The following is a 22,382-nucleotide window of genomic DNA, read 5'->3' as shown; positions in this document are numbered from 1 at the left end:
CAATTTAACGTAAACGCAAATCATTCTCAATCCTATTAACGGAAAGCCCTTCGATTTTGTCGGGATTTGTCTGATCAAAGTGCGACGGGGGCCGGCCGGTGCTGCGTCGTGCCGCCGGCCGGCGGGCGGATCACGCGGCGGCGTGGGCGCCTTCGGCGGGCGTCCAGCCGCCGCCGAGCGCACGATACAGCGCGATCGCGTTCGCGAGGCGCAGCTCCTTCAGCCGGATCAGCGCCTGGCCCGACTCGTAGGTGCTGCGCTGCGCGTCGAGCAGCTCGAGGTAGGTCGCGACGCCGGCCGCATAGCGACGCTCGGCGAGTTTCAGCCGGGCGCCGTCGGCCGCGTAGACGTCCTGCTGCGCCGCGAGCTGGCGATCGATCCAGCCGCGTGCGGCGAACGCGTCGGCCACTTCGCGGAACGCCGTCTGCACGGTCTTCTCGTATTCGGCGACGGCGATGTACTTGCGCGCGTCGGCCACGTCGAGATTGGCGCGATTGCGCCCGCCCGCGAAGATCGGCAGCGTGATGCGCGGCGCAAACGACCAGACGCTGGTGCCCGCCGCGAACAGGCTCGAGAACGCGTCGCTGACCGAGCCGTAGTCGGTCGTCAGCGCAATGCGCGGGAAGAACGCCGCGCGGGCCGCGCCGATCTGCGCGTTCGCGGCCTGCAGACGCGACTCGGCCTGACGGACGTCGGGCCGCCGCTCGAGCAACGCGCTCGGCGCGCCGGGCGCGACCGGCGCGATGGTGAGCGCGTCGAGCGTCGCGCCGTCGGCCGGCGCCTCGCGCGCGAAATCGCCGGCGAGCAGCTGCAGCGCGCGCACCGCTTGCGCATGCTCGCGCTGCAGCGCGGCCTGCGACGCACGCGCGGACGCCACCAGCATCTCGGCCGAGCGCAGCTCGATCGCATCGCTCGTGCCGGCCGCGTAGCGGCGCCGCGTGAGCGCGGCGATGCGTTCGCGCGCGTCGAGCGTGCGCTGCGCCAGCGCCAGTTGCTCCTGCAACGATCGTTGCGCGACATACGCGCCGGCGACTTCGGCGATCACGCCGATGCGCACCGTGCGCTGCGCATACGCCGTCGCGAAATAGTCGGCGAGTGCGGCATCCGACAGGCTGCGCACGCGGCCGAACAGGTCCAGCTCGTAGGCGCTGATGCCGACGCCCGCCCGATACAGCCCGCTCACCGCGCTCTGGCGCACCACCGGGTCGTACTGGCGGGTGCGGTCGTAGGCGAGGTTCGCATCGAGCGACGGCAGCTGGTCCGCGCGCTGCACACCGTACAGCGCGCGCGCTTCGTCGAGCCGGCCGGCCGCGATCCGCAAGTCGCGATTGTTCGCGAGCGCGGCGTCGATCCACGCCTGCAGCGTGGGGTCGGTGAAGTACGCGCGCCAGTCGTCGAGCAGCGCGGCATCGACCGATGCCGATGCCGATGCAGCGGGCGCGCCACCCTCCCCGCCCTGCCCGCCGTCCGGCGCTGCGTAGCTGGCCGGCACGGGCGCGGCCGGCCGTTCGTAGTGCGGCGCGAGCGAGCAGCCCGCGAGCGCGAGCGCCGCGGCCAGCGCGAGCGGAACGCGGCCCGCCATGCGGCGATTGAGCGCGACCATCAATGCGAACCCTCCATCGTCGTCGGCTGCGACGCGCCGCGCCGGCGCGGGCCGACGTCGAACACGCGGCCGACCATCACGAAAAACAGCGGCACGAGAAACACCGCGAGCACCGTCGCCGTGATCACGCCGCCGAGCACGCCGGTGCCGATCGCCATTTGCGCGCCGGACGCCGCGCCCGACGCGAACGCGAGCGGCAGCACGCCGACGCCGAACGCGAGCGACGTCATCACGATCGGCCGCAGCCGCAGGCGGGCGGCCTCGCGCGCGGCGTCGATCAGCGGCATGCGCTGCGCGACCAGATCCTTCGCGACTTCGACGATCAGGATCGCGTTCTTCGCCGACAAGCCGATCGTCGCGATCAGCCCGACCTTGAAGTAGATGTCGTTCGGCATCGCGCGCAACGTGACGCCGAGCACCGCGCCGATCACGCCGAGCGGAACGACCAGCATCACCGCGAACGGAATCGACCAGCTCTCGTACAGCGCCGCGAGCGCGAGGAACACCACCAGCACCGACAGCGCGAACAGCATCGGCGCCTGCGCGCCCGACAGCCGCTCCTCGAACGACTGTCCCGACCACGCGTGGCCGATTCCCGCCGGCAGCGTCGCGGCAAGCCGCTCGAGCGCGGCCATCGCTTCGCCGCTGCTGTGTCCCGGCGCGGCCGAGCCGTTGATCGTGAACGACGGGAAGCCGTTGTAGCGCGTGAGCTGCGGCGGCCCGAGCGTCCAGCGCAGCGTCGTGAACGCCGCGAGCGGCACCATCTCGCCGCGCGCGTTGCGCACGCGCAGCTTCTTCACGTCGTCGGGATCGACGCGATGCTGGCCGTCGGCCTGCACGATCACGCGGCGCACCTGCGTGCCGTGCATGAAGTCGCCGATGTAGTCGGAGCCGAACATCACCGCGAGCGTCGTGTTGATCTCGTCCATCGACACGCCGAGCGCCGACGCCTTCGCGCGATCGACGTCGAGCTTCAGTTGCGGCGCGTCCTGCATGCCGGCGAACATCACGTCGGTCAGCGCAGGGTCGCGGCCGGCCGCCGCGAGCAACTGTTCGCGCGCGGCGCTGAACGCCGCGTAGTCGAGCCCGCCGCGGTTCTGCAGCCGGAAGTCGAAGCCGCTCGTCGAGCCGAGATCGGGCAAGGCCGGCGCGTTCATCGCGAACACCGTCGTGTTCGGCGTGCCCGCGAAGCGCGCGTTGATGCGCGCGACGATCGCCTGCACGTGATCGCGCGCGGCCTTGCGCGCACGCCAGTCCTTCAGCGAGACGAAGATCATCCCGCCGTTCGGCCCTTCGCCGTACAGGTTGAAGCCGCCGAGCGCGAACGTGTACGCGGCCGGCTCCTCGCGGCGCAGGTACGCGTCGACCTCGCGCACGCTGCGCATCGTCTCGGCGAGCGGCGTGCCCTGCGGCCGGATCACCATCACCATGAAGTTGCCCTGATCCTCGTCGGGCAGGAACGCGCTCGGCAGTTGCGTGAGCATCAGCACCGCGGCCGCGGTCAGCGCGCCGTACACGACGAGCCAGCGCAGCGGCCTGGCGAGCATCGTGCCGACGCGCGTCGCATAGCGCTGCGTCGCGCGCGCGACGAAGCGGTTGAACGCGCCGAAGAAGCCGCGCTTGTCGTGATGGCCGCCGTCCACCGGCTTGAGCAGCGTCGCGCACAGCGCGGGCGTCAGCGACAGCGCGAGAAACGCCGAGAAGGCGATCGACACCGCGAGCGCGAGCGCGAACTGCCTGTAGATGTTGCCCACCGCGCCGCCGAAGAACGCCATCGGCACGAACACCGAGGTCAGCACCACCGTGATGCCGACGATCGCGCCGCTGATCTGCTGCATCGCCTTGACGGTCGCTTCGTACGGCTCGAGCCGCTCCTCGACCATCAGCCGCTCGACGTTCTCGACGACGACGATCGCATCGTCGACGAGGATGCCGATCGCGAGCACCATGCCGAACATCGTCAGCACGTTGATCGAGAAGCCGAGCGCCTGCATCACGCCGAACGTGCCCGCGAGCGCGACCGGCACGACGAGCGTCGGGATCAGCGTCGCGCGCAGGTTCTGCATGAACAGGAACATCACGAGGAACACCAGCACGCCGGCCTCGATCAGCGTCGTGACGACCTTGTTCATCGACACGCGCACGAACGACGACGTCTCGTACGGGATCTGGTACTTCACGCCCGGCGGGAAGTACGCGGACAGCTCGTCCATCGCCGCGCGCACGCGCCGCTCGGTCGCGACCGCGTTCGAGCCGGGCGCGAGCTTGATCCCCATGCCGGTCGCGACCTTGCCGTTCACGTACGACGGATAGTTGTAGTCGTTGCCGCCGAACTCGACGCGCGCGACGTCGCGCAGATAGAGCGCGGAGCCGTCCGGCTGCGTGCGCAGCGCGATCGCGCCGAAATCGGCTGGCGTCTTCAGCGGCGCGTCGGCGAACACCGTCGCGGCGATCGGCGCGCTGTCCGGCACCGCGCTGCGGCCGATGTCGCCGATCGTCACGCGCGCGTTGTGCGCACGCACGGCCGACGCGATGTCCGACGCGGTGACGCCATGTCCGGCCAGCTTGTCCGGGTCCGGCCAGATCCGCATCGCGTATTCGGCGCCCCAGAACTGCACGCGGCCGACGCCGTCGACGCGGCGCAGCGCCTGCACGACGTTCGCCGACGCGTATTCGCCGAGCTGCACGTCGGTCATGCGGCCGTCGTCCGACGTCAGCGACACGACCAGCTGGATGTTGTCCGCTGCCTTCTCGACCTGGATGCCGGCGCGCCGCACCGGTTCGGGCAGCCGCGCGTCGACCGTCTTCAGCCGGTTCTGCACTTCGACGGCCGCGAGATCGGCGTTCACGCCCTGCTTGAAGGTCAGATAGAGCGATGCGCTCCCGGCGCTGCTGCTCGCCGACGTGTACAACAGCCCCGGCGCGCCGTTCATCTCGCGCTCGATCAGCGCGGTCACCGATTCCTCGACGACCTGCGCGGACGCGCCCGGGTAAGACGCATAGATGCTGACGACGGGCGGCGCGATGTCGGGATACTGCGCGACCGGCAGCGCACGAATCGCGAAGCCGCCGCCGAGCAGGATGAACAGCGCGATCACCCATGCGAACACGGGGCGATCGATGAAGAAACGTGCCATGGTGTATGAACCGGTCAGGTTTGGCGGGCGGGCCCGGCCGCTGCGGCCTTCGCCGGCGGTGCCTGCTCGACGGGCTTCACGACGGTGTCGGGCGCGAACTGCGCGGCGTCGTCGACGATCACGCGCTCGCCGCCCGCGAGGCCGCGCGTGATGCGCCAGTCGCGGCCGCTCATCCGGTCGGCGACGACTTCGACGTCGCGCACCTTGCCGTTCGGCCCGACCACGCGCACCGACGTGCGCTCGGCCGTGCGCAGCAACGCATCGCGCGGCACCAGGATCGCGCGCTGATCGACGGCCGCGTCGAGCGAGATCCGCACGTACGCGCCCGGCAGCAGCTCGCGCTCCGGGTTCGGAAACAGCGCGCGCATCGCGACCGTGTCGGTGGTCGGATCGACCGCGAGATCGCTGAACAGCAGCCTGCCCTTGAGCGGATACGCGCTGCCGTCGGCGCGCACCAGCGTGACCGTGACGTCGTGCTGCGCGATGCCGGTCGCCCGCCCGCTCTTCACCGCGCGGCGCAGCGCCTCGACGTCGGCCGCCGGCTGCGAGAAATTCACGTAGATCGGGTCGAGCTGCTCGACGGTCGTGAGCGGCGTCGCCTGATCCTGGCCGACGAGCGCGCCTTCGGTCACGAGCGCGCGCCGCGCGCGGCCGGCGATCGGCGCAGTGACCGTCGCGTAGTCGAGCTGAAGCTGTGCGCGGGCGAGCTCGGCCTTCGCGGACACGACCTCGGCCCTCGCCTGCGTATCGGCGGCGACGGCCTCGGTGAGGTCGCGCTCGCTGACCGCGCGGTCGCGCACCAGGTCGTCGTAGCGGCGGCGTTTGTCGGTGGCGGCGAGCGCGGCGGCCTGCGCCTTCGCGAGCGCGCCCTGCGCGGCATCGCGCGCCGCCATCAGCGGCGCGGAATCGATGCGGAACAGCACCGCGCCCTGCTTCACTTCCTGCCCTTCGTCGTACGTGCGCGCGGTCACGATCCCCGCGACCCGCGCGCGCACTTCCGCCTGCCGATACGCGTCGAGCCGCCCGGGCAATTCGACCGTCATCGGCACCGCGGTCGGGCGCACCGTCACGACGGTCGCGCTTCGCACGGCCGGCGGCGCGGTATCCGGCCCGCCCTTGCCACATCCGCCCGCGACCAGCATGGCCGCAAGCGCGAGCATCGCGAGCGCGCCGCGCCGCGTGCCGAAACCCGTGTTGTTCATCTGTGACCTCGGATCGTTCGCCGCCGATAGAAAATGCGGCAGCTCAGGGTGGCCGATTATAATCAGTCACGACTGATTAAATATGCACGTTGTCGAACGATTGGCCTACTGTCTCAATAAAACGACAGCGAACTGTAAGGAAATTCACGCCATGGCCCGCAAGACCCGGGAAGAATCGCTCGCCATCAAGCACCGGATTCTCGACGCCGCCGAGCTCGTGCTGCTCGAACAGGGCGTCGCGCAGACCGCGATGGCCGACCTCGCCGAAGCGGCCGGGATGTCGCGCGGCGCCGTATACGGGCATTACCGCAACAAGATGGAAGTCTGTCTGGCGCTGTGCGACCGCGCGTTCGCGCGCACGTCGGAAGGCTTCGAGGCCGCGGACGGCCTGCCCGCGTTCGCGACGCTGCGGCGCGCCGCGTCGCACTATCTGCGGCAATGCGGCGAGCCGGGCTCGATGCAGCGCGTGCTGGTGATTCTCTATACGAAGTGCGAACAGAGCGAAGAAAACGGCGCGCTGCTGCGCCGGCGCACGCTGCTCGAGCTGCAGATCCTGCGGATCACGAAAGCGCTGCTGCGCCGCGCGATCGCGGGCGGCGAGCTGGCCGCCGATCTCGACGTGCATCTGGCGGCCGTCTATCTGGTGTCGTTGCTCGAAGGCGTGTTCGCGTCGATGATCTGGACCGACCGCCTGCGCGGCACCCGCTGGAACGACGCCGAAGCCATGCTCGACGCCGGTTTCGACGCCGTCGAGTCATCCGGGGCGCTGCGCGTGCGCACGCAAAAATTGCCTGCCGCGCGGAAAGCCGCGCAATAAATGCTGAATTAACCCCAATTTCCGCACTGCGAAACGAATGGGCCGACCCTCTTTAAAATTTTCAACGTTTCGCGGAACATCGGTAGACTGACGCGGTCATCATTGCTTAGCGTCTTCGTGATGATCGGGTTCGACCCGGCCGTTCACGCCGCCGTTCGAAGCGGGCGCGCCCGCAAGTTGGGTCGAACGGCAACGACACGGGCCCCACGCGGGGCCTGTTTTGTTGCACGCCCGTCGCCCGCCCCGCGCCTGCGCGGCGCCTTTCGCGCGACGGCTCCTGCCCACACCTCTTTGAACCGCTTTCCTGGATGTGGACACCTTTGGTCAAGCCTGCTGCAACCCCTGATGCCTTCGCGCCCGGCCGTGCGCAGCGCCTCGTGCGCGCGCTGGTGCCGGCCGCCGTGCTCGGCGCCCTCGCCGCGTTCGGTCTCGCCGCCGCATTGCCGGCGGTTTCGCAACTGCCCGGCGCCGTCGATTCGGGCACGGCCGTGCTGCCGCAGCGCGTGCTGTCCGACACGCCGTTTCCCACCGCCCAGCATTTCGTGACGAGCGAGCTGGCACACACGATCGGCGAGCGCCACGCGTTCGCCGATCGCAGCGCGCAGCCCGGCCTGTTCGCGTCGCTCAGCGCGCACCGCAACGACATGCTCGGCTATCCGAACCTGTTCCAGTACGCCGAGCCCGACCGGAGCCACGGGATGCGCGCGGGCGACATCGAGCTCACGCTGTCCGACACGCTCGATCGGCTCGACGTGCCGCCCGAGGTGCGCATCCAGCTCGGCGATCTCGTCACCGGCAAGGTGGCGATGCGTGCGAGTGCGCAGCGCGGCGACTACTACCGGATCGCGTACGACACCAACAACGGCACGCCGCACCTCACCGCGGTCGAGCTGCGCGTCGCGGGCCGCAAGTTCGGCGCGATCTGGTTCCACGCGCCGGGCGCCGAGCATGGCGCGTACTACACGCTCGACGGCGCGCCGCTCGAAGCCGCCGCGTTCACGATGCCGGTCAAGTGGACGCGCATCAGTTCGTTCTTCGGCGAACGCGTGCATCCGCTGTCGCAGGCGATGGCGTTCCACACCGGCGTCGATCTCGCGGCGCCGACCGGCACGCCGGTCGATGCGGCGGCCGATGGCGTCGTGTCGTTCGTGGGCACCGATCCGGGCGGCTACGGCCATTACGTGATCGTCGATCACGCCGACGGCTATTCGACCTACTACGCGCATTTGTCTGCGTACGCGCGCGGGCTGAAGGTCGGCGAGACGGTGAAGCAGGGTCAGCGCATCGGCTCGGTCGGGATGACCGGCGCGGCGACCGGCCCGCACCTGCACTTCGAGGTGCGCATCGCGAACGACCCGGTCGATCCGCTCGTCACGCTCGCCAGCGCGCAGACCGAGCTGTCCGACATGCAACGCACCGCGTTCCGTCAGGAAGCCGCGCAGTGGCGGTTCCGCCTCGCGTCGATCGGCACGACGCCGTTTGCGTTCGCGCAAGGCGACGGCCCGCTGTGGGGCGACTTCGCGGTCGGGCCGTCGACGCTGCGTTCGGTGTTCGATACGCATTACGGCGCGTCGTAACGTTCGGTCGGGTGTGTGGCCGGGGCGGTGACGTGCGTGGGTAACCGCAGGATCGCGATATCGGTCGACGCCGCGCCACTCCCGGCGTTTGGTTGATCCGCTGCGGCGGAACGTAGCCGGTGCCCGCGCTGCGCAGCACCGACGCGCGCCGCCGCGTGGCGTCATCGAACCTCATACCGCAAGCAAGCGCGCATCACGCACCGCACGCGGCACACCCGTCATCGCGCGGGTTCGGTCCGGTCGGGCGTCGTGCGTGCGATCTGCTGCGCACGCTCGCGGCGCGACAGCAGCCAGCGCGCTGCGCCGTCGAGCGACGTGCACAGCACGAGGTACAGCACCGCGACGAACAGGAAGATCGGCGCCGGATACACCATCAACCGGTTGTTCACCTGCGTCGCGACGAACGACAGTTCCGGCACGCCGACGATGTACGCGAGCGACGTGTCCTTCACGAGCGCAACCCACTGGTTCACGAACGACGGCGTCATGATCCGGATCGCCTGTGGCAGCAGCACGTGGCGCACCGTCTGCCAGCGCGTGAGCCCGAGCGACAAGCCCGCCTGACGCTGCCCCTCGCCCGCCGCGACGATGCCCGCGTGCACCGCGTGCGCGAGATAGGCGCCGCCGATCAGCGCGAGCGCGCAGACGACGGTGGCGAGCCCCGGCACGTCCATGTGCAGCAGCATCGGCATCAGGAAGTACGTCCAGAAGATCAGCATCAGCACCGGAATCGCGCGGAAAAAACCGATGAACGCGAGCAGCAGGACGCGCAGCGGCCCGCGCGCGAGCGCCATCCCCACACCGAGCGCGACGCCGAGCAGCGCGGACGCGACGGCCGATGCCATCGCCAGCACGAGCGACAACGCGGCGCCGCCGAGCGGGCCGTCCGGGAAGGCGCCGACGAGCAGATACGGCAGGTTGTCGAGCAACAGCGAAAGGTCCATCGTCACCGCCCTGCGCCGAGCCGGTCGCGCCATTGCGTGGCCGCGTACGCGGCGGCCTCGATCGCGGCCACCGCGGCGACATACAGCACGGTCGCGATGCCGAATGCGGCGAAGGTTTTGAACGTCTCCGTCTCGACCTGCCGCGACGCATAGGACAGCTCGGCGACCCCGATCGCCATCGCGAGCGACGAATTCTTGACGAGATTCATGTACTGGCCGAACAGCGGCGGCAGCGCAATACGCACGGCTTGCGGCAGCACCACGTAGCGCAGCGACTGCATCGGCGTGAGGCCGAGCGCCGCAGCGGCATCGTGCTGCGCACGCCGCACGCCGCGCAGGCCGGCTTCGCATTCCTCGGCGACGAACGCGGCCGTGTAGGCGCTCAGCCCGACCCAGCCCGCGACGAATTCGAACGACGGCCACGCGAGCGTGAGCGGGCCGATGTCGAGCCGGTGGCGCGCATTCAGCCACGCGATCCACGTATCGGGCAGCAGCGACGCGACGCCGAAATACCAGAACAGCAGCTGCACGAGCAGCGGCGTATTGCGCAACGCCACGACATAGCCGGCCGCGAGCATGCGCGGCGCCGCCCCGCGCGCGTGACGCATCACGGCGAGCAGCAAGCCGCCGACGCTCGCCGCGAGCGCCGACGCAGCCGCCAGGCCGAGCGTGACCAGAAAGCCCTGCCACAGCCAGGACAGATATTTGGGAGCCAACCCGAACATGAGATGGTGCGATCGCGGCGGGCGCGATCGGGTAAGTGACACGGGAAACGCCGCGATCCGTCGCACCGCGACGGGCGCCGGGCGCCGGGCAACGTGCGGCGGGCGATCTCGACGCGCGGCGCGAACGACTCAGGTGCGATCGCCGATGCGGAAGATGCGCGTGAGCGGCGTCCTGGTCGTCGGGCCAAACCACGCGTCGTAGATCTGCGCGGCGCGACCGTTCGCCTCGAGCCCCTTCAGCGTGTCGTTCACGAAACCGAGCAGGCGCGCTTCGCCCTTCGGCACACCGACGCCCATGTAGTCGTTCGAGATCGTGAACGCGGGGATCTCGTAGTTCTGCTTGTCGGGCACGTTCGCGAGCAGGCCGATCAGCTTCGGGCCGTCCTGCGTGATCGCCTGCACGTTGCCCGCGCGCAGCGCCGCGAATGCGAACGGCGTGTCGTCGTACGCGACGATCGTCGCGCCGGGGAACTTGTCGCGCAGCGTGATTTCGTTGGTCGTGCCCTTGTCCGCGCCGACGCGCAAGCCGTTCAGCTGGTCGGCCGATTTCAGCACGCCCTTCTTCGCGAGAAACTGCTGGCCCGACGAGAAGTACGGAATGCTGAAGTCGACCTGCTTCGCGCGCTCGTCGGTGATCGTGAAGTTCGCGAGCACCAGGTCGACCTTGCCCGAGGTCAGGAACGGAATGCGGTTGGCCGGATTGGTCGGCTGCAGTTGCAGCTTCACGCCGAGCTTGTCGGCGAGCGCCTTCGCGTAGTCGACGTCGAGGCCGACGATGTGGTGGCTTTTCGCATCGACGAAGCCGAACGGCGGGTTGCTGTCGAACGTCGCGACGCGCAGCACGCCGGCTTTTTTGATGTCGTCGAGGCGGTCTGCATGCGCGAGCGTGCCCGCCGTAACGAGCGCAGCTCCGACGAGCCAGGTAGCGAGAGTGTGGAATTTCATGAGCGCAGCCTGCATTGTTATGAGGGCCGCCGCGGATCGCGCGGCGGCCCGGTTCGAGGAACATCGCAACGCGGTGTATCGTCGCGAAGCCGCTAACGTATCAGCGCATGCGGCGGATTCGAACCAACAAATGATGCTTTGCTCTGCGGGTTTCGTGATGACGCGCGAGCGCGGTCATTCGTCGCCGGCATCCCCGCCATCCCCGCTGCCGTCGGCCGACGCCGCGCACAGGAACTCGCCGTCGCCGCCGTCCTGCAGATAATCGAGCGAGCGGTCCATGGAGAGGAACGACAGCGTACCCGCTGCCCCGAGCGCGAACAGCGTGCGGCGGTCAGGCGCGAAGATCACCTGCCCGGCGCCGCCCGCCACCGGAAACTCGCCCACCGTGCGACGCGTCGCCGTCTTGATCACGCGCAGCGGCTTGCCGTCGAAGCCGGCGACGGCGATCAGCGAGCCGTCGCCGCTGCCGTCGAAGCTGTGCATCGACGTGTCGCACACCGGATAAGCGCTGCGTACGGCAAGCGTCGACGCGTCCCGCCATTGCACCGACGACGCGTTGTAGAACCACACGCCGGCACCGTTCGCGCCCGGCTTCGCTTCGATGAAATCCGCATCGACCGGATAGGTTTGCACCGGCGCATTCGTCGCCGTGTCGAACGCGACGATGGCACTCTTCTCGAACGCATACGCATACAGCCGCTTGCCGTCGGGCGACAGCCACATCGACAGCGCGCGGCCGAACTCGACGCCCGACGCATCGTGATCGCCGAGCCGCAGCGTCGCCACGACCTGCGGCCAGTGCGCGAGGCTGACGACGGAAATCGTGTCGTCGACGCTGTTCAGCACGTACAGCCTGTCGTTCGATGCGGACGCCACGATCGCGCGCGGGAACCGGCCGAGCGTCACGCCGTCGACGATCGCGCCGCTGTTCAGGTCGATGCGCACGAGCCCGTTCTCGCGCATCGACGCGACGTACGCATAGCGTTCGTCGGGGCTCACATAGAGGCCGCTCGCGCCGCGGCCGCGGCACATGTTGCCGGGGCAGCCGTCGAGCCCGGTCGCGAACGGTTCACCCGCGATCGTCCGCACGACCGCCTGGCGCTGCGCATCGACCACGACGAGCGTGTTGCGGTCGATGTCGGTCACGTACAGCCGCTTGCCCGACGCGCCCAGCACCATCGCATACGGCCACTTGCCGACCGGCACGACGGTGCCTGCGGCGCGCTCGGCCGACACGGGCGCGGGCCGATGCTGCTCGTCGTCGCGGATCTGCGCGGCGATCGCGGCCGCCTGCTGTTGCGCCTGCCGCTTCGCGGCGTCGTGCGCGAGCGCGCGATCGGTCGCGACGCGCCAGCTCTGCAACTCGTCGCTGCCCGCGCGCTGCGCCGCCGACACCATCGCGGCGCTGCCGAGCACCGCGATCACGAGCGGCACGGCGACGCGCGACGCACGCGTGCCGCCATACATCAGCCAGCCGGCGACGAAGCCGACGATCACGCCGCCGAGATGCGCGGCCTGGTCGATGCCGGAAATCACGAAGCCCGACCCGAGGTTGAGCACGATGACCTGCGCGACCGCGGCGAGATTGATCGGCACCTGCGCGTCGGCTCCGGCCTCGCGCCGGCGTCGCAGCACCAGCGCCGCGGCGGCGCCCGCCAGCCCCATCAGCGCGCCCGACGCGCCGACGCTCACCACCGGCTGGATGCCGCTCGTCTGCAGCACGACGCCGAAGGCGAAACTGCTGCCGCCGACTTCGTGATAGCCGTGCCACAGCGCGCTGAGCAGCGAGCCGCCGAGCGCGGACAACAGATACGCGACGCCGAACCGCAGCGTCCCGCCCACGCGTTCGAGCACCGTGCCGAGCACGATCAGCATGTACATGTTGAGTGCGACGTGCATCCAGCTGCCGTGCAGGAATGCGCTGGTCAGCAGCCGCCACGGCTGCCCGGTGAGCGTGTACGGCGCGAAGTTCGCGCCCCAGTCGAGCAGCAGCGGGTTCGACAGGTCGCCGTACGATGCGGCGCGCCACATCAGCACGAATATCGCGATATTGACGACGGCCAGCACGATCGTCAGCCACGGCCTGGATGTTGGTTGTTCTCTCATGGGATCTTGGTATGGGTTGTCGCGCGTGAGCCGCGCGCGCGCCATTATATTTGGTGTCCCTGACACTGCTGGCCGCGTGACGGAGCGGGAACAAAAAGACGCCCGCTGCAGGCAGCGGGCGCGAATCCCAGTCAAGGAGGTGTCACACGAACTACGCGCCCAGCATAAGCGCTGGCGCCGACCGCGGACAACGAAGCGATTTCGATAACGATATCGCGCGATGCGCGATGCGCTTACGCGCGGCGACCAGCGACGCGAACCGGCCATGAACAAAAAACGGCGCGCCACGTACATCGCGGCGCGCCGTTCCGTGGCGTCATGCCGGCCGCACCGGCGGCCGCGCCGTTGCACCGATCACGGCTCGTGACGCAGATAGCCCTCCTTGCTCGGGTCGCGCATGCGCCACGACACGATCAGCGAGATCGCGCACAGCGCGGTCACGTACCAGTAGAAGGTCTCCTCGCTGCCGATCGACTTGAACCACAGCGCGACGTATTCGGCCGAGCCGCCGAAGATCGCGTTCGCGACCGCATACGACAGGCCGACGCCCATCGCGCGCACTTCCGGCGGGAACATCTCGGCCTTGATCAGGCCGCTGATCGACGTGTAGAAGCTGACGATCGCGAGCGCGACCGTGATCAGCACGAACGCGGCCGTCGGGCTCGACACCGTCTTGAGCGCGTGCATCAGCGGCACCGTGCCGAGCACCGACAGCGTGCCGAACAGGATCATCGACGTGCGCCGGCCGATCCGGTCGGACAGCGCGCCGAACACCGGCTGCATCAGCATGTAGACGAGCAGCGCGACGGTCATCACGTTGCTGGCCGTCTTCGCGTGCATGCCGGCCGTGTTCACCAGATACTTCTGCATGTACGTGGTGAACGTGTAGAAGATCAGCGAGCCGCCGGCCGTGAAGCCGACCACCGTGAAGAACGCGCCCTTGTGCTGCCACACGCCGCGAATCGTGCCCGCGTCCTTCTTGTCGCGCGACGCGCTGGTCGACGTCTCGTCGAGCGACTTGCGCAGATACAGCGAGATCAGCGCCGCCGCCGCGCCGCACACGAACGGAATGCGCCAGCCCCACGCCTTCAGCTCGTCGCCCGACAGCGCCTGCTGCAGGATCACGAGCACCAGCAGCGCGCACAGCTGGCCGCCGATCAGCGTCACGTACTGGAACGACGCGAAGAAACCGCGCCGCCCTTGCAGCGCGACCTCGCTCATGTAGGTCGCGCTCGTGCCGTACTCGCCGCCGACCGACAACCCCTGAAACAGCCGCGCGACCAGCAGCAGCGCGGGCGCGAGCGCGCCGATCTGCGCGTAGGTCGGCAGCACCGCGATCACCAGCGAGCCGCCGCACATCATCAGCACCGAGATCATCATCGCCGCGCGGCGGCCGTGACGGTCGGCGATGCGGCCGAACAGCCAGCCGCCGATCGGACGCATCAGGAAGCCGGCCGCGAACACGCCTGCCGTGTTCAGCAGCTGCGTGGTCGTGTTGCCGCTGGGGAAGAACGCCGGCGCGAAATACAGCGCGCAGAACGAGTAGATGTAGAAGTCGAACCACTCGACGAGGTTGCCCGACGAGGCGCCGACGATGGCGAACACGCGCCGCCGGGTGTCTTGCGCGGACAGCGCAGCTTGGTCGCTCTGGACGTCCATGGGTTGGTCTGTTTCCTTTTAGTGCTTTGCTGGGGCGAGACGGCCGCAACCGCCGCGTGGGGGGGCGCACGTGGCACCGGTTCCGGCGCACGGCGCTACGGGAGTTTAGCCAAATGTAAAGTAGCAGTCTCTCCGGGTTCATCCCGATGTAGAAAAATCTTCTCCTGCCGGGCGTTCGTCATATGAAAACGCCAGCCGCAAGGCTGGCGTCGGATGCAAACCATTCGCTCGACCGGTCAGATACGCGTCAAACACGCACCTCAGGCGGCACGTATCGGCATTCGTAGCGCTTGCGCACGGTGCCTGCCTCGTCGACGCTTTCCAGGTACACGTCGAACTGCCAGAGGCGCGCCATGTGCTTGAGCACCTCGTCGCTGTCGTTCGACAGATGCCGGTTGTCGGTCATGAAGTGGCGCAGCGTGAGGCTGCGGTCGCCGCGCGTGTTGACGGCCCACACCTGGATGTTCGGTTCGCGGTGATGGATGTCGTACTGCCGCGACAGCGCCTGGCGCACGTACTGGTAGCCGGATTCGTCGTGGATCGCCGACACTTCGAGCGAATCGCGCATGTCGTCGTCGAGCACCGAGAACAGTCGCATCTCGCGGATCAGGTTCGGCGACAGATACTGCGCGATGAAGCTCTCGTCCTTGAAATTGCGCATCGCGTAGTGCATCGCCGGCAACCACGGCGTGCCTGCGATTTCCGGAAACCACTTGTAGTCTTCTTCCGTCGGCGCTTCGCAGATGCGGCGGATGTCGCTCATCATCGAGAAGCCGAGCGCATACGGGTTGATCCCGCTGTAGTACGGCTTCGTGACCGGCGGCTGATAGACGACGTTGCTGTGCGAATGCAGGAACTCCATCATGAAGCCGTCTTCGAGCTTGCCCTGGTTGTACAGCGTGTTCAGCAGCGTGTAATGCCAGAACGTGGCCCAGCCTTCGTTCATCACCTGCGTCTGCCGCTGCGGGTAGAAGTACTGGCCGATCTTGCGCACGATGCGGATCACCTCACGCTCCCACGGCTCGAGCAGCGGCGCGTTCTTTTCCGCGAAATACAGCAGGTTCTCCTGCGGCTCCGGCGGATAGCGGCCTTCCTGCTCCTCGGCCAGTTCGGGCTTCTTGCCCGGCAGCGTGCGCCACAGCTCGTTGACCTGCGACTGCAGATACGCCTCGCGCTCGCGCCGCAGCGCCGCTTCCTTCGACAGCGACGGCTTCTGCGGCCGCTTGTAGCGGTCGACGCCGTAGTTCATCAGCGCGTGACACGAATCGAGCAGCTCCTCGACGCGATCGAGGCCATAGCGCTCCTCGCATTCGGCGACGTAGTTCTTCGCGTACACGAGATAGTCGATGATCGCGTGCGCGTCGGTCCACAGCCGGAACAGGTAGTTGCCCTTGAAGAACGAGTTGTGGCCGTAGGCCGCATGCGCGATCACCAGCGCCTGCATCGTCATCGTGTTCTCTTCCATCAGATACGCGATGCAAGGGTTCGAGTTGATGACGATCTCGTAGGCGAGGCCCATCTGGCCGCGCCGATAGCTCTTCTCGGTGGCGAGGAAGTGCTTGCCGAACGACCAGTGTCGGTAGTTGACGGGCATCCCGACCGACGCATACGCGTCCATCATCTGCTCGGCGCTGATCAGTTCGAGCTGGATCGGATAGATGTCGAGCTCGTACTGCTCGGCGACCTGCGCGATGTGCGTGTCGTATTCCTCGAGCAGCTCGAACGTCCAGTCGGACGGGCACGGCAGCGGCTTGCGTTCGGCAACGTTCATACGCGCTTCCTTCTGCCCGGCAGCGGGCAAGTCGGCGGCCGGCGCGGCGGGCTCGGCCTGGCCGCTTTGCTGCGATGCGGCGGGGCCGGCCGTGTCGTCGCCGGAAGGGCGCGGCGCATAGCCGCGCGATTCGTTGTGCAGATGGCGCGTTGTCATGACATTTCCACCTGCTTTTCGAACAACTCGCGAAATACCGGGTAGATGTCGGCAGCCGATTCGACTTTCTTCATCGCGAGATGCGGTTGCGACAGCGCCAGTTGCGCATACTCCAGCCACAGATTCTGCTCTTCCGGCGCGACCTGGATGTAGGCGAAATAACGCGTCTTGGTGAGGATATCCTCTTCGAGGATTTTGCGACACTTCGGCGAATCGTCGGTCCAGTTGTCGCCGTCCGACGCCTGTGCGCCGTAGATGTTCCACTCGGTCGGCGAGTAGCGCTCGTCCATCACCTTGCGCATCAGCTCGAGCGCGCTCGACACCACGGTGCCGCCGCTTTCCGTCGAATGGAAGAAGGTGTCCTCGTCGACTTCCTCGGCGCGCGTGTGGTGACGAATGAACACGACCTCGATGCGTTCGTAGTTGCGCTTCAGGAACAGGTACAACAGGATGAAGAAGCGCTTCGCGAGATCCTTGCGCTGTTCGTCCATCGAGCCCGACACGTCCATCAGGCAGAACATCACGGCCTGGCTCGACGGCTGCGGCTGCTTGACGCGATTCACGTAGCGCAGATCGAACGGATCGATGAACGGAATCCGCCAGATGCGCCCTTTCAGATGATGGATCTCGGCTTCGAGCGTCGCGATTTCCGCACGACGGTCTTCCGGATCGTTCTTCAGCTCCTCGAGTTGCGCTTCGAGCTCGCGCAGCTCGTTCACGAGCGGCGAACCGAGCGCGATGCGCCGGCCGAGCGCGCTTCTGAGCGAGCGCACGACGTCGATGTTGTTCGGCGTGCCTTCCGCCGCCCAGCCCGCGCGCACGTTCTTCCAGCTCGGCACCGTGAGCAGGTGCGTCTTCACGAGGCGCGGCAGTTCGAGATCGTCGAAGAAGTACTGCATGAATTCGTCGCGCGACAACTCGAACACGAAGTCGTCCTGCCCTTCGCCGTCGTTGCTCGCCTGACTGCCGCCGCCGCCCGAGCCGCCCTGCGGGCGCGGAATCTTGTCGCCGCGCACGTAGTCCTCGTTGCCGGGGTGCACGTATTCACGACGGCCACCCGGCCCGTGCCGGAAGGTCGGCTCCGCGATGTCCTTGCGCGGAATCGTGATGCTTTGCGTGCTCTGGATATCCTTGATGCTACGATCGCGCACCGCGTCCGACACGGCACGACGAATGTAGTTCTTGACGCGACGCAGAAAGCGTTCGCGGTTGGCGATGCTCTTGTTCTTGCCGGCCAGCCTGCGGTCGATGATTTGATGAAGCACTCCCGGTCTCCCGCTCGAAAGTCGATATGCCGGGACGCTCGCCGCACATGCCGTCTGCCGTCATGCGGGCGGCGCCTCTGAAGGTGCCCGCGCGGACCCTCCGCACGGGCACGGTACCGCGCGCGTCATGACGACTTGCGCACGCGCAGGTACCAGTCGCAAAGCAGCCTCACCTGCTTCGGCGTATAGCCCTTCGCGACCATCCGGTTCACAAAGTCCTCATGCTTGCGTTGCTCCTCGGCCGAGCCCTTCGCGTTGAACGAAATGACCGGCAACAGTTCCTCGGTATTCGAGAACATCTTCTTCTCGATCACGACCCGCAACTTCTCGTAGCTCGTCCACACCGGATTCTTGCCGGCGTTCGCGGCCCGCGCGCGCAACACGAAGTTCACGATCTCGTTGCGGAAATCCTTCGGGTTGCTGATGCCGGCCGGCTTCTCGATCTTCTCCAGTTCGGCATTCAGCGCGGCGCGGTCGAAGCTCTCGCCCGTGTCGTGATCGCGGAACTCCTGATCCTGGATCCAGAAATCCGCATACGTGACGTAGCGGTCGAAGATGTTCTGCCCGTATTCCGAATACGATTCGAGGTACGCCGTCTGGATTTCCTTGCCGATGAACTCCGCATAACGCGACGCCAGCACGTCCTTCACGAACGACAGATACTTCTGCTCCGTTTCCGGCGGGAACTGCTCGCGTTCGATCTGCTGTTCGAGCACGTACATCAGATGCACCGGGTTCGCGGCGACTTCGCTCGTGTCGAAGTTGAACACGCGCGACAGGATCTTGAACGCGAAGCGCGTCGATACGCCCGTCATCCCTTCGTCCACGCCCGCGTAGTCGCGATACTCCTGGTACGACTTCGCCTTGGGATCGGTGTCCTTCAGGTTCTCGCCGTCGTACACCTGCATCTTCGAAAAGAGGCTCGAATTCTCCGGCTCGTGCAGCCGCGACAGCACCGCGAACTGCGACATCATCTTCAGCGTGCCGGGCGCGCACACCGCTTCGGCGAGCGACGAATTGCGGATCAGCTTCTCGTAGATCTTGATCTCTTCCGACACGCGCAGGCAATACGGCACCTTCACGACGAAGATCCGGTCGAGCAGCGCCTCGTTGTTGCGGTTGTTGCGGAACGCCTTCCACTCCGACTCGTTCGAGTGCGCGAGAATCACGCCGTCGAACGGGATCGCGCCGAAGCCTTCCGTGCCCTTGAAGTTGCCTTCCTGCGTCGCGGTGAGCAGCGGGTGCAGCACCTTGATCGGCGCCTTGAACATTTCGACGAATTCGAGCAGCCCCTGGTTCGCCAGGCACAGGCCACCCGAGTAGCTGTACGCATCGGCGTCGTCCTGCGCGTACTGCTCGAGCTTGCGGATGTCGACCTTGCCGACGAGCGACGAGATGTCCTGATTGTTCTCGTCACCGGGCTCCGTCTTCGCGATGCCGATCTGCCGCAGGATCGACGGGTAGCGACGCACCACGCGGAACTGACGGATGTCGCCGTTGTATTCGTGCAGGCGCTTCACGGCCCACGGGCTGAGGATGCTCTTCAGATAGCGGCGCGGAATGCCGTATTGCTCTTCGAGGATCGGGCCGTCTTCGTCGTAGTCGAACAGCCCGAGCGGCGATTCGTTGACGGGCGAGCCCTTCAGCGAATAGAACGGCACGCGTTCCATCAGCTGCTTGAGACGCTCGGCGATCGACGACTTGCCGCCGCCGACCGGCCCGAGCAGGTAGAGGATCTGCTTCTTCTCTTCAAGCCCTTGCGCAGCGTGGCGGAAGTACGCAACCACCTGCTCGATCACTTCCTCCATTCCGTAAAACTCACGGAAGGCGGGATAGACCTTGATAACCTTGTTCGCGAAGATCCGCGACAGGCGCGGGTCGTTGCGGGTATCGATTTGCTCGGGTTCCCCGATTGCAGCCAGCATGCGTTCGCCTGCCGTGGCGTACGCTGACGGATCGTTCTTGCAGAGCGCGAGGTACTCCTCCAGCGAGAATTCTTCCTCTCGCGTTTTTTCGAAGCGGTTCGCGAAGCTGCTGTAAATATCCATGCTACCTCCCTCGCGTGAGTCGTAAGACGTGCCTGCCTTCCTATGACTGCGCAGAAGCAAGCGCGTTCGAATTCATCCTAAACCCTTTCTTATTTTTTTTCACGACATCTTCGTATGAAGTTCGTCATTCTCGACAACACCGGTTGGACAATGCATTTCGTCGCTTTACAATCGATCTCCCGAGCCGCATAAACTGCATCCGCCGCGTCTCGCCGAGCAGCGGAACGTCTCGTGCGTCGGATGGCTTCGCCGTCGTCGCCGCGCCGTTCACACTCCCCTTCACGCCCCCTTCTTCATAGACGTTCGAGCAGACGTTTGCGACGACACGTCGCGCCCACCGTTACAAATTTTTTTCGCATCGTCAGGAGATACCCGTAGCGCGGATGCACATCGCGCGTCGACGCATGAATGTTCACGGACGGTGTCACATTCGACCGGCCGCACGAACGACGACGCCCGCATGCGCGGGCGTCCGTGTGACTTCGTCAAATGGGGATTGATGCAGACGGCAGGCGCGCGCACGCGCGTATCAGAACGTCTCCCAATCGTCGGCGCCGGCCGTTGTCGCAGCCGGTGACGGCGCGCTCGCTGCGGCCGCCGGCTTGCGCGCCGGTGCCGTGCGCTTCGGTGCGGCGTCACGCTCGTTGCGCGTGGCAGGCGCGGCGGTCGGCCCAGCGGGCACGGAAGGTGCGGCTGCCGCGGCCGGCTGCGCAGCGGGCGCAGGCTTCGCGCGCGGCGCCTGACGCGTGGCGCCGGCTGCGACCGACGGTCGCGCCGCGTCGTCGTCGAGCCGGAACACCGCTGCCGTTTCGCGCAGGCGCGCCGCCTGTTCGTCGAGCGATTGCGCGGCGGCCGCCGCTTCCTCGACGAGCGCCGCGTTCTGTTGCGTGACTTCGTCCATCTGCGCGACCGCGCGAGCAACTTGATCGATGCCGCTGCTCTGCTCTTCGGACGCCGCGGCGATCTCGCCCATGATGTCCGTCACGCGCTGCACCGCGGCGATCACGTCGTGCATCGTGCGGCCGGCTTCGTCGACCAGTTGCGAGCCCGTGTGGATACGCCCCACCGACGCGTCGATCAGCGCCTTGATCTCCTTGGCCGCGCTCGACGAGCGCTGCGCGAGGCTGCGCACCTCGCCCGCGACGACCGCAAAGCCGCGCCCTTCCTCGCCGGCGCGCGCCGCTTCGACGGCCGCGTTCAGCGCCAGGATGTTGGTTTGAAACGCGATGCCTTCGATGATCGCGATGATGTCCGCGATCTTCGCCGAGCTGTCGTTGATTTCGCCCATCGTGCCGACCACCTGGCCGACCACCGTATTGCCCTTGTTGGCGATCTCCGATGCGTTCGCAGCCAGCGCGCTCGCCTGCCGTGCATTGTCCGCGTTCTGTTTCACGGTGCCGGTCAGCTGCTCCATGCTCGATGCAGTTTCCTGCAGCGCGGACGCCTGCTCCTCCGTACGCGACGACAGGTCGATGTTGCCGGCGGCAATTTCCCGCGCGGCCGTCGCGATCGACTCGCTGCCGCCGCGCACCGTGCGCACGGTGTCGACGAGCCCGCGCTGCATCTTCGCGAGACCGTTCAGCAGTTGCCCCATTTCGTCACGCCGCTGCACGACGATCGCACGGCGCAGGTCGCCTGCCGCGATCGCGTCGAAATGACCGAGCGCCTCAGCGAGCGGGCGGCCGATCGCGCGGGTCAGCGTCAGCCACGACAGCACCGCGGCGACGAAGCCGGCGAGCAGCGTGACGACGGACACTACGCGCAACGTTTCGTACACCGATTCCGCGTGATCGAAGCCGCGCTGAGCGTCGGAGAACTGAAAATTGCGCAACGCCTCGCTCGCGGTCGTGAGGTCGTTGTACTTCACCTGGAGTTGCTTGGCGCCTTCGCCGAGCCGGTCACGGTCGCCGGCCGTGACGAGCGCGCCGAACGCGTCGCAGTTGCGCTGCAGCGCCTGTCGCTTTGCGGCGACGTCCTGCGCGATGCGGTCTTCCTCCGGGCCGCGCGGCAGATCGAGGTACTTCTTCCACCACGCGTCGGACTGCGCGCGCATCTCGCGGCTGCGCTCGACCGCCGTGGCCGAATCGGGCGTGCCCACCAGCAGCGCGGCGCGATCGAGCGCCAGCCGCTCGCGCGCCGCGTAGGTGTCCGCGACGGCCACGTCGACCGCGCTCGGCATCTGGTTCGTGAACAGCTCGCGCATCGAGTCGTTCGCCGTGCTCATCCCGTAGAGGCCGAGCACCCCGATCACCGCCAGCAGCACCGCGAGAAACGCCATCGTCAAGCCGATGCGCGCCCGTATCGTCAGGTTTGCGATCACCATCATTGTTCCTGTATTGCGTCGTCATGGACGGGCCTGGCCCGTTTCGAAACACTGTTTCGCTCCGATACATTTACGACCATTCGACGCACAACTTGATGGTATTG

At 67.3% G+C, this 22,382-nt stretch carries 14 protein-coding genes; 2 read left to right on the top strand and 12 right to left on the bottom strand.

Going from position 1 to position 22,382, the window contains the following annotated elements; genetic code table 11:
- Nucleotides 1-130 precede the first annotated feature (130 nt).
- From MYA_RS07070 to MYA_RS07060, 3 genes are read right to left on the bottom strand one after another with little or no spacing between them, the layout of a single operon-like run.
- Complete coding sequence (locus MYA_RS07070; protein ID WP_014723006.1) at nucleotides 131-1,603, bottom strand: efflux transporter outer membrane subunit; 1,473 nt, start codon at nucleotides 1,601-1,603, stop codon at nucleotides 131-133.
- Complete coding sequence (locus MYA_RS07065) at nucleotides 1,603-4,740, bottom strand: multidrug efflux RND transporter permease subunit (protein WP_014723005.1); 3,138 nt, start codon at nucleotides 4,738-4,740, stop codon at nucleotides 1,603-1,605. The genes MYA_RS07070 and MYA_RS07065 overlap by 1 nt, the downstream gene beginning before the upstream one ends.
- A gap of 14 nt (nucleotides 4,741-4,754) precedes the next feature.
- Nucleotides 4,755-5,942, bottom strand: coding sequence for a MexX/AxyX family multidrug efflux RND transporter periplasmic adaptor subunit (locus MYA_RS07060; protein WP_014723004.1), 1,188 nt, complete (start codon nucleotides 5,940-5,942; stop codon nucleotides 4,755-4,757).
- 151 nt (nucleotides 5,943-6,093) lie between these two features.
- On the opposite strand from MYA_RS07060, the gene MYA_RS07055 reads away from it, so the two are divergent.
- Together MYA_RS07055 and MYA_RS07050 are read left to right on the top strand one after the other, a co-directional pair.
- A complete protein-coding gene (locus MYA_RS07055; protein ID WP_011884784.1) occupies nucleotides 6,094-6,759 on the top strand; it encodes a TetR family transcriptional regulator in 666 nt (221 codons plus the stop codon).
- A gap of 308 nt (nucleotides 6,760-7,067) precedes the next feature.
- Nucleotides 7,068-8,336, top strand: a complete 1,269-nt coding sequence (locus MYA_RS07050) for a M23 family metallopeptidase (protein ID WP_041493825.1) — start codon at nucleotides 7,068-7,070, stop codon at nucleotides 8,334-8,336.
- 218 nt (nucleotides 8,337-8,554) lie between these two features.
- Here the strand turns inward: MYA_RS07050 and MYA_RS07045 are convergent, their stop codons facing one another.
- From MYA_RS07045 to MYA_RS07005, 9 genes are all read right to left on the bottom strand, one after another.
- Nucleotides 8,555-9,280, bottom strand: a complete 726-nt coding sequence (locus tag MYA_RS07045) for an amino acid ABC transporter permease (RefSeq protein ID WP_011884774.1) — start codon at nucleotides 9,278-9,280, stop codon at nucleotides 8,555-8,557.
- Between the two features lie 2 nt (nucleotides 9,281-9,282).
- The gene (locus MYA_RS07040) at nucleotides 9,283-10,005 is read right to left on the bottom strand and encodes an amino acid ABC transporter permease (RefSeq protein ID WP_014723001.1); all 723 of its coding nucleotides are present in this window, start codon (nucleotides 10,003-10,005) and stop codon (nucleotides 9,283-9,285) included.
- A 129-nt stretch (nucleotides 10,006-10,134) separates the two neighbouring features.
- Nucleotides 10,135-10,950: an ABC transporter substrate-binding protein gene (locus tag MYA_RS07035; protein WP_034193107.1), complete on the bottom strand. Its 816-nt coding sequence runs from the start codon at nucleotides 10,948-10,950 to the stop codon at nucleotides 10,135-10,137.
- A gap of 174 nt (nucleotides 10,951-11,124) precedes the next feature.
- Nucleotides 11,125-13,056, bottom strand: a complete 1,932-nt coding sequence (locus MYA_RS07030; protein WP_041493824.1) for a rhomboid family intramembrane serine protease — start codon at nucleotides 13,054-13,056, stop codon at nucleotides 11,125-11,127.
- Nucleotides 13,057-13,410: 354 nt separating this feature from the next.
- Nucleotides 13,411-14,715 carry an MFS family transporter gene (locus MYA_RS07025; protein ID WP_011884766.1) on the bottom strand — a complete coding sequence of 435 codons (1,305 nt, stop codon included), beginning with the start codon at nucleotides 14,713-14,715 and terminating at the stop codon, nucleotides 13,411-13,413.
- A 247-nt stretch (nucleotides 14,716-14,962) separates the two neighbouring features.
- Nucleotides 14,963-16,642, bottom strand: coding sequence for a SpoVR family protein (locus tag MYA_RS07020; RefSeq protein ID WP_014722998.1), 1,680 nt, complete (start codon nucleotides 16,640-16,642; stop codon nucleotides 14,963-14,965).
- Nucleotides 16,639-17,907, bottom strand: a complete 1,269-nt coding sequence (locus tag MYA_RS07015) for a YeaH/YhbH family protein (protein ID WP_014722997.1) — start codon at nucleotides 17,905-17,907, stop codon at nucleotides 16,639-16,641. Before MYA_RS07015 ends, MYA_RS07020 begins: the two co-directional genes overlap by 4 nt.
- A gap of 125 nt (nucleotides 17,908-18,032) precedes the next feature.
- On the bottom strand, nucleotides 18,033-19,955 hold the full coding sequence (locus MYA_RS07010) for a PrkA family serine protein kinase (protein ID WP_011884759.1): 1,923 nt from the start codon (nucleotides 19,953-19,955) through the stop codon (nucleotides 18,033-18,035).
- A gap of 529 nt (nucleotides 19,956-20,484) precedes the next feature.
- The gene (locus tag MYA_RS07005; protein WP_014722995.1) at nucleotides 20,485-22,278 is read right to left on the bottom strand and encodes a methyl-accepting chemotaxis protein; all 1,794 of its coding nucleotides are present in this window, start codon (nucleotides 22,276-22,278) and stop codon (nucleotides 20,485-20,487) included.
- Between the last annotated feature and the right edge of the window lie 104 nt (nucleotides 22,279-22,382).

Origin of the sequence: Burkholderia sp. KJ006, assembly GCF_000262695.1 — a bacterium.
GTDB classification, from domain to species: domain Bacteria; phylum Pseudomonadota; class Gammaproteobacteria; order Burkholderiales; family Burkholderiaceae; genus Burkholderia; species Burkholderia vietnamiensis.
This window is presented reverse-complemented; position numbering and strand designations above follow the sequence as displayed.

Coding starts and splice junctions, on each gene's coding strand:
- MYA_RS07060 (WP_014723004.1), bottom strand. CDS start 5,942: ATGAACAACACGGGTTTCGGCACGCGGCGCGGCGCGCTCGCGATGCTC.
- MYA_RS07040 (WP_014723001.1), bottom strand. CDS start 10,005: ATGTTCGGGTTGGCTCCCAAATATCTGTCCTGGCTGTGGCAGGGCTTT.
- MYA_RS07065 (WP_014723005.1), bottom strand. CDS start 4,740: ATGGCACGTTTCTTCATCGATCGCCCCGTGTTCGCATGGGTGATCGCG.
- MYA_RS07050 (WP_041493825.1), top strand. CDS start 7,068: ATGTGGACACCTTTGGTCAAGCCTGCTGCAACCCCTGATGCCTTCGCG.
- MYA_RS07010 (WP_011884759.1), bottom strand. CDS start 19,955: ATGGATATTTACAGCAGCTTCGCGAACCGCTTCGAAAAAACGCGAGAG.
- MYA_RS07005 (WP_014722995.1), bottom strand. CDS start 22,278: ATGGTGATCGCAAACCTGACGATACGGGCGCGCATCGGCTTGACGATG.
- MYA_RS07055 (WP_011884784.1), top strand. CDS start 6,094: ATGGCCCGCAAGACCCGGGAAGAATCGCTCGCCATCAAGCACCGGATT.
- MYA_RS07030 (WP_041493824.1), bottom strand. CDS start 13,056: ATGAGAGAACAACCAACATCCAGGCCGTGGCTGACGATCGTGCTGGCC.
- MYA_RS07070 (WP_014723006.1), bottom strand. CDS start 1,603: ATGGTCGCGCTCAATCGCCGCATGGCGGGCCGCGTTCCGCTCGCGCTG.
- MYA_RS07035 (WP_034193107.1), bottom strand. CDS start 10,950: ATGAAATTCCACACTCTCGCTACCTGGCTCGTCGGAGCTGCGCTCGTT.
- MYA_RS07025 (WP_011884766.1), bottom strand. CDS start 14,715: ATGGACGTCCAGAGCGACCAAGCTGCGCTGTCCGCGCAAGACACCCGG.
- MYA_RS07020 (WP_014722998.1), bottom strand. CDS start 16,642: ATGACAACGCGCCATCTGCACAACGAATCGCGCGGCTATGCGCCGCGC.
- MYA_RS07045 (WP_011884774.1), bottom strand. CDS start 9,280: ATGGACCTTTCGCTGTTGCTCGACAACCTGCCGTATCTGCTCGTCGGC.